The sequence below is a fragment of the Undibacterium sp. FW305-107 genome, assembly GCF_058788535.1.
On record NZ_JBYTAV010000010.1, the window covers coordinates 127,577 to 141,893 of the forward strand.

13 protein-coding genes are annotated in these 14,317 nt (G+C 50.4%); 7 read left to right on the forward strand and 6 right to left on the reverse strand.

From position 1 onward, the window contains the following. Positions 1–143 precede the first annotated feature (143 nt). The 4 genes from AC3WQT_RS21705 to AC3WQT_RS21720 all read left to right on the forward strand — a co-directional run bounded on the left by AC3WQT_RS21705 (position 144) and on the right by AC3WQT_RS21720 (position 5,153). Positions 144–2,132 (forward strand): TonB family protein, encoded by a 1,989-nt coding sequence (locus tag AC3WQT_RS21705; protein WP_492707003.1) that lies wholly within the window; start codon positions 144–146, stop codon positions 2,130–2,132. Between the two features lie 54 nt (positions 2,133–2,186). Next, on the forward strand, positions 2,187–2,423 hold the full coding sequence (locus AC3WQT_RS21710; protein ID WP_492707005.1) for a hypothetical protein: 237 nt from the start codon (positions 2,187–2,189) through the stop codon (positions 2,421–2,423). 379 nt (positions 2,424–2,802) lie between these two features. Further along, entirely contained in the window at positions 2,803–3,567 is a 765-nt protein-coding gene (locus AC3WQT_RS21715) for a prolipoprotein diacylglyceryl transferase family protein (protein WP_492707007.1), read from the forward strand. Positions 3,568–3,674: 107 nt separating this feature from the next. Continuing rightward, positions 3,675–5,153, forward strand: coding sequence for a radical SAM protein (locus AC3WQT_RS21720; RefSeq protein ID WP_492707009.1), 1,479 nt, complete (start codon positions 3,675–3,677; stop codon positions 5,151–5,153). Positions 5,154–5,192: 39 nt separating this feature from the next. Here the strand turns inward: AC3WQT_RS21720 and AC3WQT_RS21725 are convergent, their stop codons facing one another. Further along, complete coding sequence (locus tag AC3WQT_RS21725; protein ID WP_492707011.1) at positions 5,193–6,473, reverse strand: hypothetical protein; 1,281 nt, start codon at positions 6,471–6,473, stop codon at positions 5,193–5,195. A 113-nt stretch (positions 6,474–6,586) separates the two neighbouring features. Here AC3WQT_RS21725 and AC3WQT_RS21730 point away from each other — a divergent pair, with 113 nt between their 5' ends. Then, entirely contained in the window at positions 6,587–7,222 is a 636-nt protein-coding gene (locus AC3WQT_RS21730; RefSeq protein ID WP_492707013.1) for a tRNA-uridine aminocarboxypropyltransferase, read from the forward strand. Here the strand turns inward: AC3WQT_RS21730 and AC3WQT_RS21735 are convergent. From AC3WQT_RS21735 to AC3WQT_RS21745, 3 genes are all read right to left on the reverse strand, one after another. Further along, entirely contained in the window at positions 7,219–7,674 is a 456-nt protein-coding gene (locus tag AC3WQT_RS21735; protein WP_492707015.1) for a nuclear transport factor 2 family protein, read from the reverse strand. The two genes, AC3WQT_RS21730 and AC3WQT_RS21735, sit on opposite strands and share 4 nt — an antisense overlap. A 248-nt stretch (positions 7,675–7,922) precedes the next feature. Then, complete coding sequence (locus AC3WQT_RS21740) at positions 7,923–9,905, reverse strand: OPT family oligopeptide transporter (protein ID WP_492707017.1); 1,983 nt, start codon at positions 9,903–9,905, stop codon at positions 7,923–7,925. 290 nt (positions 9,906–10,195) lie between these two features. Beyond that, positions 10,196–10,771: a TetR/AcrR family transcriptional regulator gene (locus tag AC3WQT_RS21745; protein WP_492707019.1), complete on the reverse strand. Its 576-nt coding sequence runs from the start codon at positions 10,769–10,771 to the stop codon at positions 10,196–10,198. 159 nt (positions 10,772–10,930) lie between these two features. Between AC3WQT_RS21745 and AC3WQT_RS21750 the strand changes: the two genes are divergently transcribed. Together AC3WQT_RS21750 and AC3WQT_RS21755 are read left to right on the forward strand one after the other, a co-directional pair. Beyond that, complete coding sequence (locus AC3WQT_RS21750) at positions 10,931–11,353, forward strand: tautomerase family protein (RefSeq protein WP_492707021.1); 423 nt, start codon at positions 10,931–10,933, stop codon at positions 11,351–11,353. Positions 11,354–11,376: 23 nt separating this feature from the next. After that, positions 11,377–11,772 carry a VOC family protein gene (locus AC3WQT_RS21755; RefSeq protein WP_492707022.1) on the forward strand — a complete coding sequence of 132 codons (396 nt, stop codon included), beginning with the start codon at positions 11,377–11,379 and terminating at the stop codon, positions 11,770–11,772. Between the two features lie 260 nt (positions 11,773–12,032). Here the strand turns inward: AC3WQT_RS21755 and groL are convergent, their stop codons facing one another. After that, positions 12,033–13,682, reverse strand: a complete 1,650-nt coding sequence (gene groL, locus AC3WQT_RS21760; RefSeq protein WP_492707024.1) for a chaperonin GroEL — start codon at positions 13,680–13,682, stop codon at positions 12,033–12,035. A gap of 41 nt (positions 13,683–13,723) precedes the next feature. Continuing rightward, on the reverse strand, positions 13,724–14,014 hold the full coding sequence (gene groES, locus AC3WQT_RS21765) for a co-chaperone GroES (RefSeq protein WP_110257032.1): 291 nt from the start codon (positions 14,012–14,014) through the stop codon (positions 13,724–13,726). Positions 14,015–14,317: the final 303 nt, after the last annotated feature.

Here is a 14,317-nt window from a genome sequence, read left to right on the forward strand (position 1 = left end):
TGAATTTCTCATGTTGAAGCACTTTTTTGATGCATACAGATGGTAAAGTACGTTTCGTGTTTTGACCATGCGATAATCAGTCAGACCTGAGGAAAAATTAAACTTGTTGCATGAATCTGTATCCAGCCCAAACTGAAAATGCCATGCCCAAAGAGATCAAGCAACGCCTGACTGGCGGTTTGCTCATCTCTATCGCCGTGCATATCTTTATTCTGTCGTTGCAGTTTGGTTTGCCTGGCCTGGGTATGCCGGGGTTGGAAGCCCCCTGGAACAAGCGCAGGGCCGAGTCACCGCAAATCACGGTACAGATCGCCAATGCTGCTCCAGGCAGCAACGACAAGCCTGCCGCGGCTAGTGCCGCTGTTGCTACCTCTGCTGCTGAATCGTCTGCCCCCATTACACCTGTAGTGCCAGTTAAGGAAATCACACCCAAGTCTGATCCAGCACCTGCATCCACAGTCGCGGCAGCCAGTGTGAAAGAAAGCGGTGCCACTGCAAAGGCTGAAAGCAAGGCAGCCAATTCCGGCATACGCCTGGTTGCACCACAAAAAGCCGCACCTGCACCGACGCCAGTACAAACCAAAGTGGCCAGCAAGCCGCGGGCTGTGCAAAAAGTCAAAACTGATACTGCACCGCCAGTAGCGCAACAGCGCAAGGTCATGGCACCTGATGTGGCACGTGTGATTACACAGGACGTTGCACGTGAAGACAGTTTTTCCATGGCTGTACCTAATCCTGACGATGTACCCAAAAAAGCTGATGCGGAGCCTGATCCTAAAAAGCAATATGACAACATAGCGCAAGAAGGTGTGGAGCAGGAAACCCCGCAAGAAAAAGCTGCCAAAGAGCAGGCAAAAGAACAAAAACGCAAAAAGCGCGAAGAACTGATGCGCAAGCAGGCCGATGAATTGGCACAACAGGCCAGCACCAATGGCAAGGCCGAACTCCAGCAATTGAGCAAACAGTTTGATGATGAAAACCGCAAACTCGCCGATGAAGCCAGCCGTCAGGCTGCAGCTGCCTTAGCCCTGCAAAAACAACTGGAAGCAGAAGAACAAAACCGCCGCGCCCAGCGCGAAGCAGCCCAGGCTGAAGAAATCAAGGTAGCAGAACAAAAACGTCAGGACGACAACAAGCGCCAGGAAGAAGAAAGACAGCAAAAATCCCAGCAACTGGCACAGCAGTTGGCCCAGGCACAGAAAGAACAGCAACAGGCCAAAGAACAACAGCAGCTAAAAGAAAAAGAACAGCAAGTCGCGCTGGAAGCAGAAAAACGCAAGCAGGAAGAACAGCGCCAGCAAGCCGCTGCACGTCAGAAACAACAAGAAGAATTGGTCGCCAAACAAAAAAATGAAGAGCAGCTAGCCAAACAGAAATCGGAAGAGCTGGCGGCAAAACAAAAGGCAGATGAGCAACGTGCCCAAGCACAAGCACAAGCACAAGCACAAGCACAAGCACAAGCACAAGCACAAGCACAAGCACAAGCACAAGCACAAGCTGCTGCCGCTGCCAAAGCTGCAGCCCAGGCCGCCGCAAATAATCAGACCGCAAGCACTGGTATCAGCCAGGGACCAAATACCGGGCAGCAAAATAATGCCGGTGCCAATACGCCAGGTAATGGCAACAGCCAGGGCAGTAAATCTGACCCGTTCAGCTTGCCAAAAAATATCCTTGGTAGTGATCTCGCAAGCAAGGCCAGGGACCAGGCGCGCGGACTTGATATTTTACGCGGCACTCCACCTGTGCCACGCAATGATGCAGATGAAAGACCACGTCGCCGCAGCCTGTTTGGCAGCCAGGACAAAGACGTGCCTTTGCGTCTTTACATCGATAGCTGGAAGCAGAAAATCGAACGCAATGGCAATCTGAATTATTCACAAATGTCCAAGGACAGGGCACGCGGTGACCCGGTTGTCGTGGTTTCCATACGTAGCGATGGCAGCGTAGAAGAAATCACCATACTGCGTTCCAGTGGACGTGCCGACATCGACGAGGCAGTACGCCGCATTGTGCGCGTCAACGCCAGGTATGCCGCCTTCCCGCCAAATATCGCGGCGCAGTACGACGTCATAGAAATACGTCGCATCTGGAATTTTGAAGATAATTTGAGATTGGTAGAAGAATTGCGTTAGATATTTTTGGTACATCCGTGCCAGCCAGGCCGAGTAGCAATTGGGGAAAATGTCATGAATCTGCAGAAAACTTTTCGCGTCATCGCGATGCTGATTTGCCTGATATTAATGATAGGCTTTGGTCTATGCGGTCTCGTGGGCCTTACTTTTTTAGGGGACTCCCATTTCGATCTCGTGGTGGTGGGTCTGGTTACGCTTGGCTTAAGTATCAGCCTTGTTTGTGGCTTTGTGCTCAAGAAACTTTTTGTGTCCACGCATAAATCTAAGACTGACAAGCAAGAGCCGCGCTAAGCTGATTTCCAGGGACTTCAGGCAAGTCATTTCAAATCAGGACTTATTTACGAGACTAGGCAGACCTTGCCACATACTTGGGCTATGATGTTCATTAATAAATAAGATAAAAATTATTTGTCATGCGCAATTTAAATAACTTTGTTCGCGGGTTGCTCATCCTCCTGTGACTTGTCCCAATGGTAGGTTTTGGTGCCTGCGGCGCGTTTGGGATATTTTTTGCTGCCATCAGTTTAGCCTTATTCCACTCGCCTACGGCGTTGCAGGTTTGCTCATTTGTGCTTTGCTGTATAAGTTAATTGGTAAGATCTCATCCAAATAAATTGTTCATCTATCCGGCGCGCAGTGTTCTGCGTGCTTCGTTCCAGTTCTGCGTTCAATGAAACTTTACGTATTTTCAGCAAGTACCGCCCATCTTTTACATTTCATTTTTGAATGGTTGGCAATTGCCATAGGCGTGCAGCTTTACCGTCGTCAGCGCGCCAACCAGCAACAGGCAGGGATACTGGTCCCGGGACATTATGGTGTGATCATAGGCTGTGTGCTGGGAGCTGCAATAGGTAATAAAGCTGCCTTCTGGATGGAGTTCCCGCATATGTGGGCCGCCGCAACAGATAATCTGCAGATATTGATGTCGGGCCAGTCCATCGTTGGTGGTTTGCTGGGTGGTTTGATCGGCGTGGAGTTTGCCAAGTTCCTGCTCAGGCAGCCGCAATCAACCGGGGATAATTTTGTTTTTCCCTTGATGGTGGCTACAGTCATAGGTCGTATAGGCTGCTTCCTGGCAGGGCTCAATGATGGCACTTATGGTAATGCCACGAGCATGCCATGGGGCGTCGATTTTGGTGATGGCATCGCGCGTCATCCTACCCAGATCTACGATATGATTTTTGTCCTGGCATGGGGTGGCTATTTATTGCGACGCAGGCTGGCATGGCAGAGCCAGTCTGGCTTGATGTTCAAAATGTACCTGGCAGGCTACCTGTTCTGGCGTTTGCTCGTTGATGGTATCAAGCCCGTGCCTTACTACTATTTTTCTTATTTCAGTGGCATACAAGTCTTGTGCATCATTGCACTTGTGATTTACTTACCTTTGCTTGTGCGTCAGAGGCGCAAGCTGGCCGTTGAAAAAATTGGCGAGTGAAACTCTGAACGAAAACCAGCAGAATAGTGACGACTTTCCGCTGATAAGTTTTCATAAGTCATTGCAAGAATACCCCCGTCCCTCTACCTAAAAGGGTAAAAAATAATATGTCCCGAAAAGTTCGCCCTTATCTGTTTTACGACACAACCAGTTCGGTCTGTTCCAGCTGCCTGCACCCTGTAGAAGCAAAGATCATCTTTAAGGATGATAAAGTCTATATGGACAAGTGGTGCAGTGCGCATGGTACTGAGCGTGTGCTGGTCAGTGATGATGTTGAGTACTACAGACTGTGCCGCGAAGTATTCGTCAAGCATCCGGAAATGCCGCAAATCTTTAATACCAAAATGGAATATGGCTGCCCCTATGACTGTGGTTTGTGTCCTGACCATATGCAGCATTCCTGCCTGTCAATCGTTGAGATTACCGACAACTGCAATTTGAATTGCCCGGTCTGTTATGCCGAGAGTGGCACGCATCGCGAACAGCACAAGCCACTGGCTGACATCATCAAGATGCTTGATACGGTAGTTGCCAATGAAGGTGAGGCCGATGTCATGCAATTGTCAGGTGGTGAGCCAACGTTGCATCCGCAATTCTGGGAAATTCTGGATGCTGCCAAGGCTCGCCCCATCAAGCATGTCATGATCAATACCAATGGCATCGTACTGGCGCAGGACAAGGCTTTTGTTGAGCGCCTGGCGAGCTATGCGCCGGGTGTTGAAGTCTATCTGCAATTTGATTCTTTCCGCGCTGAAGTGCACAAGGTCTTGCGTGGCGCGGACCTGCGTCGCATACGCCAGCAGGCACTGGAGAACCTGAATGCAGTCAATCTGTCGACTACTCTGGTCGTGACCTTGAAAAAGGGACTGAATGACGACGAGATAGGCGATATCATTAATTTTGCGCTGACCCAAAAATGCGTGCGCGGCGTGACCTTGCAACCAATACAGGATGCAGGCCGTGTAGAGAACTATGACCCGCGCCTGCATCGATTGACGGTATCAGAAATACGCAGAAAAATTACTGAGCAATGCAGCCTGTTCAGTCTCAAGGATATCGTGCCCGTGCCGTGCAATCCAGATACGCTGGCGATGGCCTATGCCTTGAAGACAGAAGAGAAAACGGTGCCGCTGACGCGCTATCTTGATCCACAGTCTTTGGTGGAAGGGAGTGGCAATACCATCGTCTTTGAGCGTGATGAGAATTTAAAGCAGGGCATGAAAGATCAGATCTTCAAACTCTTCTCTACCAATCATTCACCAGAGTCACAGGCTAATTGTCTGTCTGAATTGATGTGCTGTCTGCCATTGATCTCGGCACCGCAAAACCTCAGGTATGACAATGTTTTTCGCGTATTGATCGTGCAGTTCATGGACGCTTATTCCCTCGACGTGCGCGCATTGAAAAAGTCCTGTATCCATTTCGCCCTGCCAGATGGAAAGATGATACCGTTTGAGAGTTATAACCTGTTATACAGGGAAGCCAGCAGGCTCAAAGAGATACGCAGCAGCATTGCGAGGCAAACCATGGACAGACTGCCGGAAGGGAGGAAACAGAAATACATTCCATTGGTAGAAGTCAACTAAAAAATGCCAGCCTGTGTTAGCAAGGCTGGCATTTCTATTTCAGGGTAAGGCAGCAGGTTTGGCCAGATAGCTGGTCGAATAAGTCTTGAATTGCCCGCCATCGGTATTGATGGAAGTCTGGTTCACTTCACCTGTGCTGAACACTGCGCCCAGGCCGCCAACCGCCACCATTTCCGACGCATGCGTGAGGAAATAACGCACCTTGTTGTCGCGGTATTTACCCGCCGTTCCACCTATCTGAGTCGATGGCACGCCCAGCGGGGTTTGCCACCACAGGACCGGCAATTGCAAACCCTGATAATAAGTTTTCGCCAGCGCAAAATGATCTTTGAAATTAGGTGAACTCAGATTGGATTCATCCCAATACCAGCCCGTTCCTGCGCGGGAGCAATAAGAAACCTGCGGTACGGTTTCAAAACAACCGGCATCTCTGTCCAGGGTTTGCATGACGATGAAATCTGCCTTGTCTGCACCCAGCTTCAGCATATAAGACATGGCGGTCGAGTGCAGGTCTTCAAACAGGGCAGGGGGAAAGCCAACATAAGCATTTGGTGCTATGGCTCTCGCCATTTGCATCAAACACTGGCTGATACCGGCGACGCTGTTAGGTTGATTGGTGCAGTCAGGATTATTGTTGACCTGTGCGGGCACGGTAGCAGGGTCGGCGTTATTGGATATCCTTTGCGTATAACCCCAAAAGTCTGGCTCGAAATTCACCAGCACGGGTTTGCCGTAAGCTTTGATTTGCTGGAACATCAGGCGTACATTGTCCCAATAGCCTTTCATGAAAGTCGTATTGGTCAAGCCACTCAGATTGCCGTCGCCATTGCTGGCCATCTGATACAGTGTGAACATGGGAACTGCACCCAGCTTGTCGGCATTTTGCGCAACGATTTGCACGTATGCGCCAGAAGGGCTGTTCCATGTTGGCCATGAACCTGCACCTACACCAACCAGATATTGATCATAGATGTCGGGGGTAATGCCCTGCTTTTGTATGTCAGCCAGATCGGCACTGCCAAGGCCGACCAGAAAGCGTGTGGACTTGCCCAGCTTGGCAGCGAGTCCAGCGGCTTTCTTTTCAAGTGTGACGACCGTGGTGCCTGTACCTGTGGTGGTGCCAGTCGTGGTTCCAGTACCGGTCGTTGTACCTGTAGTAGTTCCGGTGCTTGTACCCGTCGTGGTCCCGGTGGTCGTGCCCGTCGTCGTACCAGTAGTCGTGGTGCTGCCGGTGGTAGTTGCCGCAGTAGAGCCACCGCCACCACCGCAGGCGCTGGTCGCCAATAGCAGGCTCGCTGCAAGGATAGTTGGGAGTTTCATAAGACTGAAAATAAAGTGTCAAAGGTTCTGTTCATGATAGACGATGCCTTTATGACTTTGCCTTAAACCATTTGAAGCTTGCCGCTTAAATAACAATCCTTCACAATGTTGGCATGTCAGAACCCAAGCCCAAAAGAAAATCCTGTTCACAATGCTTGCGCCCATCCACAGCCTGCATATGCAACTGGGTTTGCTGCATCAACAACGCGCCGGAAGTATTGGTGCTGCAGCATCCCCTGGAAGTGAACAATGCCAAGGGCAGCGCACGCTTGCTGGACTTATGTCTGCAAGATTCACACATGGTTGAAGGTGAACAATTTGATCAACAATTATTGACTGACTTGCTGCAAGCCGGTGGCAAACAGGCTGTCTTGCTCTATCCGGCAACCACGCAAAATGAGGCGGATGATTTGCAATACGAAGCACCAGAATTTGTTTTGCAAAATCTTGCCCTGGCGAATATGCGGCTGGTGATCATAGACGCGACCTGGCGCAAAAGCCGCAAGATGCTGTATCTGAATCCGCTGTTGCAACAACTGCCACGCATGAGCCTGCAAGACATGCCAGCCTCACACTACCGCATACGCAAAGCCCACGCGCCTGATCAGTTATCAACGTTGGAGGCAGCTTGTTATGCGTTGATGCAGCTGGAGCAGGGTGAGGAAAAATATCTGCCGCTGTTACAAGCTTTTGATGGGTTTGTGGGGCAGCAGGTGGGGTTCACAGTAAATACTCCCGTAATTAATTAACTACTCTTTTTTGGTTTGCTATACCAAAGCGCATTCACAATAATCCAGCGGTCTTCAAATCTGCCCATGTGGAAGTAATCGACAAACCATGGCGTTTCCAGACGTACTGAGGCTGCTTTGTCTGTGACGTCCAGGACGGTACAACTGCGGCTCCATTCTGCCTTCGGTGTTTTAAGTGCTCCTGCTTTGGTCAGGTTGACCAGTTCTTCTTTGGACATGCGTCGCAGGCCCAGGCGTTCGTCCGGCGTGTCGCCGATCACGGCGCGCTTTGCCAGGTCTGGATGCAGTGACCTGGCAACCCGTTTGGGATCTGCTTCCAGTTGGCCGTCAATATAGTCGTAGCAAGTGGCTTCGATGGCGGCAATGGTCGCAGCATCTGCGGTGGTTGGGGTTTGATTGGTGCCAGGGCTGGCGTAAAAGGTAGCGGCGATGAAAAGGGTCATAATGGACATGGTTTTTGGCTCCTGTTTAAGTACAATTTTTAACGGATCAAATACGGAATGAAATAAAGTTTATACCTTGGCAGGTGCTGCCTGACCCTTGCTTGAGCAAGTGTATCAATTTACCTTGACCAGGTATATTCATGTTGGTTCCTGCTATTTATTCACGCTGCTATCTTCAGGCAAAATCTTCACAGCTATAAAAAAGCCCCGCAAGCAGCGGGGCTAATCATTTCATGGCCTGATGTTTCAAAGTCGGATCACATCAGCACATTGATAATCGCATTGCCTATACCTATCAATGCTGCACCAGAGATCAAGCCAGCGCAGATAGGTTCGCAACCTTCTACCCAGAAATCATGGCCTTTGCTGCCAGGGGTGCTGTTCTTGCGACCCATCCACCAGAATATGGCTGCGCCTATCCACATTGCCAGGCAGGATTCTGGTGGCAGGATGACGCCCAGACCGATGGAAACAGCGGACAAGGGGAAACGGCCTTTGGTGAAGATGCGGGCCAGTTCGATGATGGTGGCGGCTACTGCTGCCACGATGATGCCAGTGATGGCGGATGCTGGCAGGCTGCTGAAGCCTTTGGCGATCAGTTCGGCAACACCTTTCCATTGCATCGCACCTGGGAAGGCAAATTTGTCTGAAACGATAGTGGCGGTAGATCGTATGCCATCAGCATCTGGCGGCAGGAACAGCAGGAAGTACAGCGGTACGCATGCCAGCGCGCCAGAGAAAATACCGATGATATGGCCTATTGCCTGCTGCCTTGGTTTCGCGCCCAGCATATAGCCCGGTTTGATATCGGACAGCAGGTTGGATGCATTCGATGCCACTTCTGCCGTCATGCCCGCAGGTATCAGGTTATTGGCAGGGTTGGTGCTGTCGATGGCACCCATGCTGAATTGGGTGATTTTTGACAGTGTGCCAGTTGGCGTCCATGAAGTAAGGGCCATCGCATTGGCACAGATGATGGTCAGGATGAAAACAAGCGGCAGGGTGATAATGGACATCAGCCATGGCACACCAAAGAATTCATGCGTTGTCCATGCAGCCAGGATACTGAATACAGGGATACCTATGTAAGAGATGATCAGCGGTACTTCAATATGATCAAGCACAGTGCTGGTCTGGTCAGCGACTTTCTTTTGATCAGATTTTTTGAACAGGCTGGTGAACAGTTCAGGCTTGGCAGCCAGGCTGATGAAGGAGGCCACTACCATCATGGAAACCGCCCACCACAGGCCCCATTGATTGACGATCTCGGTACGGGAAATTGGAACCAGTTTGCCGCTAGGAGCGATGCGTTCGACGATATCGCCACGCTGTATCATCCATGGTGCCAGGAAGACGAAATTGATGATGGTGCCCAGCAAAACGCTGCTGGCAACGCGTATACCCATCAGGCCACCGACGCCCAGCATGGCCGCATCAAGAGTAAAGCGCAGACCCAGTGCACGGAAATCTGTACCCAGGATTTTTGGGATCAGCATGTCATATTTGACGGCAGCGGCGTAATAGTAAGAGTCAATCCGCTCCTGGAAATGCCAGGCTTCTGTCATGCCTGCCCATTTGTCCATGCGCAGGATCTTGAACTGGATGAACTTCATCCAGCCATCGCTGGTGATCATTTGATAGATTGCCGTCCACATGGCTGTGAAAGCCATCAGGCGCGCCTTGTACATGCCGCTGGCAGCTTCGCCGGTATATACCGCATCGAGCACTACGCCGCAGGCACGGCCCTCAGGGAAGGGCAGTTGGTCTTCATTGATGAAACGGCGCTTCATCGGGAAAGCCACCAACACACCCAGGATGGAGCAGATACTCATCCACACCACCAGGTGCCACCAACTGACTACCGTACCGCTGATCAGCATATAGGCTGACAGCACGGTATTGAGTGGCATGGTCATGTAGCCAGCCGCTGTGGCGATGGATTGTGTACAGTTGTTTTCAAGGATAGTGAAATCCTTGGCCAGACCCAGGTTGGCGAGTATCTTGAAAATAGCAAAGGCCAGGATGACGGATGTCAGGCCCACGCCTATGGTGATACCGGTTTTGGCACCGATGTATAAAGCAGTCGCAGACAATATGCCGCCAAGCAAAAAGCCAGTAAATGCCGAGCGTATGGTCAACTGCGCCATATCCCCCCGGTAAATATTGGCGAACCACCACTCGTCCTTTTGGGCACGGGTCCAGGTTCGTATTTGCTCATCGCTTAATTGTTGCAGCGCCATATTTTCTCCAAAGCGGTTGTCTTGCTTGATGATGATGCCCGGCTTGTTGATGCATACGCAAGATCATTGCAAATATGAAACACAGAGCCGGAAATATGAAAATTTTCTTTCAGGTGCGGCAGTATCCAAGCGGTAGATGTTTTCTGTCAAGCGTGCTTGTTGAAAAAAGGCTTTTTGCTGTTGTTCTATTTGATTTATAGCGAAATTGGCATCGACGTGTCCCTGTTCCCAGTCTGAATTGTCCTTTTCGGCGTGATCAGAACAGAAATTCCGGCGTGCAAATTCGTGAGTCAGTGGCTGTTCAAATCCAATGCCGCCTTGCGAACTGCCGCAGCAATGTCCTTGCTGATGGCAGGATCATTGACTGCCCTGGCAAGCGTGACACCGCCGACCAGCAGTGCCAGCAAGGCAGTTGCTTCTTCGCGTTTGGCATCGGCTTGCCCATCCAGGCCTGCAGCCACGGTTTCTATGATGGCCAGCAATTCGGTTTCATACGCTTGTCGCGTTTTTTCCTCTGCCCGCGCCACTTCAGGCGATAGACTTTGCAATGCACAGCTATCGGCCAGGTCACAAGTGCGACGCTCCCCGAGGTAAAAATCGATGAATGCCGTGCGCCAGCCACTTCCCAGTTGCTCACGTGCCTGGCTGACCCCCAGTTTCAGGTCTTCGAGCCCGGCAACTACCGCCTCACGGAAAGCATCTGCCTTTGACTTGAAATGCGCATAGAAAGCACCTGATGTTACTGCCGCATCTTTTGCCAGGCCATCAACGCCAGAACCACCAAACCCCCGGCTGCGAAATCCTCGTCCTGCGCTTTTGAGTATCTTTGCCTTGCTTTCTTCTTTTTGCCCCGCCCGGTGTGCCATGTAAAAAATCTCCAGAATAAAAATGCTATTAAAACTTTACAAGATAACGATCGTTATGTAATGATGTGTCACATCACGATCGTTATATAACGTCCGTGATGCGGGAGTCAAGGGCTGGTCTTTGACTCGACCATCCATTTTTGATCAAGGAGTTAAGCTATGCCTATCTCAGTTCAAGTTACCACAGACCTTCTCACTCTTGACGGGGAGCGTGAAGTGCTGCCTCTCGTTGCAGACGCTTTGCTACGCGTACACGGTTTGACTGGCAACAAGTTCATGACACCTAACGTCGTCGGCCACCTGGTCGTCAGCTCTGAGGCGCACAGTTATGCTGGTGGCCAGCACCAGTCGCTGGCAGTTATCGAAGTGAAGGTTCCTTCAGTCACTTTCCCTACTGCCGAGGTCAAGCAGGCTTTTGTCAGCGAGGTCACTGACATCATAGACAGGCTTAAGCAGGGGGCGCATCCGCGGGAAAGGACGTATGTCAACGTGACATATGCAGTTGATGGCACCTGGGGAATTGCGGGCAAGGCCTATTCCAATGCAGAGATGGGTGAGGCCGTGCAACAAGGGTTCCACTGAAGCAAATCGATTCGGGGGGCACTATGCAACAATCAAATTATTTGTTTTTTACGACGCAATGCGAGCAGGCGCTGGATTTTTATACTCAGTGTGGACTGGGGCATGTAACCGACATACTGCGTCATGGTGAGGGCGGGATGTCGCTGAAGAACGAGGCCATGCGCGGCAAGATCATGCATGCCAGATTTGAGGGGCCGGGCGTGCTTTTCTATGCTTCAGACAATGATGATGCAGAGCCTATGCGAGGTTCTGCCCACATCCTGATGATGGATAGCCGTGCGCAAACCGATCAACTGTTTGCACTGATGAGCCAAGGGGCAAATGTGACGACGCCACTGGCGGTGCAAATATGGGGGGATTATTTTGGCAAGCTGACTGACCAGTTTGGGGTGCAATGGATGTTCAACTGCACTACTTGAATGGGGTGTTGCCGAAGTGGATAAATCGTAAGGGTAATAAAAAACCCCGCAACTTGCGTTGCGGGGTTTTTAGCAATGCGACTCTCGGTTAGATCGCCGAGAGTAGCTAGCAGCTAGTAGAACCTGTTTATGATCTGTAGCGAGCGGGCGTCAGCGGGTTAAAGAGCAGCGCAAAAAGCGGAATGTACTTAAGTACATGAGCATTTTGAGCAGCGCATGAGCCCCGATCACGCTCGCGCAGTAAGATCGTGAACGGGTTCTTACATCATGCCGCCCATGCCACCCATACCGCCCATGCCACCCATATCACCACCACCCATAGATGGCTTGTCTTCAGACAATTCAGCAACCAGAGCGTCAGTAGTCAGGATCAGGCCAGCAACAGATGCTGCATTTTGCAATGCAGAGCGAGTTACTTTAGCTGGGTCCAGGATACCCATTTCTATCATGTCGCCGTATGTGTCATTGGCAGCATTGAAACCGTAGTTGCCTTTGCCATTGATGATGGCGTTAACAACAACGCTAGGTTCGCCACCGGCGTTAGCAACGATTTCACGCAGAGGTGCTTCGATTGCTTTCAGAACCAGTTTGATACCTGCTTCTTGATCTGGATTGTCGCCTTTGATGTCGCCAGCAGCTTGACGTGCGCGCAGCAGGGCAACGCCACCGCCAGGAACAACGCCTTCTTCTACGGCAGCGCGAGTTGCGTGCAGAGCATCTTCAACGCGTGCTTTTTTCTCTTTCATTTCAACTTCAGTTGCAGCACCAACCTTGATCACAGCAACGCCGCCTGCCAGTTTGGCAACGCGTTCTTGCAGTTTTTCACGGTCGTAGTCAGAAGTTGCTTCTTCGATTTGCGCGCGGATTTGTTTAACGCGTGCTTCGATACCAACAGCCTGGCCAGCGCCATCGATAACGGTGGTGTTTTCTTTACCGATTTCGATACGTTTAGCTTGACCCAGGTCAGCCAGAGTTGCTTTTTCCAGAGTCAGGCCAACTTCTTCAGCAATCACTTGACCGCCGGTCAGGATAGCGATGTCTTCCAGCATGGCTTTGCGACGGTCACCGAAGCCTGGAGCTTTAACAGCTGCAGTTTTCAGGATGCCACGGATGTTATTCACAACCAGAGTTGCCAGTGCTTCGCCGTCTACATCTTCAGCGATGATCAGCAGTGGGCGACCGGATTTTGCAACTTGTTCCAATACTGGCAGCAGGTCACGGATGTTCGAGATTTTTTTGTCGAACAATAGGATGAACGGGTTTTCCAGGATAACGGATTGTTTTTCTGGATTGTTGATGAAGTATGGTGACAGGTAGCCACGGTCAAACTGCATACCTTCAACGATGTCGAGTTCGTTGTCCAGGGATTTGCCGTCTTCAACAGTGATCACGCCTTCTTTGCCGACTTTGTCCATTGCCTTGGCAATGATGTCGCCGATGTTTGCATCGGAGTTGGCAGAGATGGAACCAACTTGAGCGATTTCTTTGTTGGTTGTTGTTGGCTTGGACAGAGTTTTGATTTCAGCAACGATGGCTGTAACTGCTTTGTCGATACCGCGTTTCAAGTCAGTTGGGTTGAAGCCAGCTGCTACATATTTGAAACCTTCGCGAACGATGGCTTGTGCCAGAACTGTCGCTGTCGTTGTACCGTCACCAGCGTTGTCAGAAGTGCGGGAAGCAACTTCTTTCACCAGTTGTGCACCCATGTTTTCCAGCTTGTCTTTCAGTTCGATTTCTTTAGCTACAGAAACACCGTCTTTAGTGACTGTAGGTGCGCCGAAAGAGCGTTCCAGAACTACGTTACGGCCTTTAGGGCCCAGAGTGACTTTAACTGCGTTCGCCAGGATGTTGACGCCATTGACGATTTTCGCACGTGCGTCATCACCAAAAATTACTTGTTTAGCTGCCATATTAATTCTCCGAATTCTTTAATTGATATCGTGGATGCCGATTACTTCTGTACGACCGCGAAGATATCTTCTTCGCGCATCACCAGAACTTCGTTGCCGTCAACTTTGACAGCCTGACCAGAATATTTACCGAACAAAACGCGGTCGCCAACTTTAACGTCCAGGGCGCGAACTGTACCGTTGTCCAGCAATTTGCCAGGGCCAACTGCCAGTACTTCACCTTGATCTGGCTTTTCAGCAGCAGCGTCAGGCAGAACGATACCGGATGCAGTTTTTGTTTCTTGATCCAGGCGTTTCACGATCAGGCGATCGTGCAGGGGACGAAGGTTCATACAAGCTCCTTTAAATTTGCGAGTAATTACTATTGGAATTCAATTAAGCTGGAGAGGGACTTGTTAGCACTCTCTCTCAACGAGTGCTAAGTATATGGGCGGGGGGCAGGCTTTTCAAGAGCTAAAAAAGGGATAAACTAATATTTCTTTAATAATCAGTGACTTAGTTATGATTTAGTTGTGTTTTGGCATTGATGTTTGATTGCATTTTCCAGTACGGATTATTTTTGCACAGCTTGAAATGTATTTTTTAATATCGTATTGCAGCTGAGCAAATATCAATTTACTCAGCTTTGTACGGTC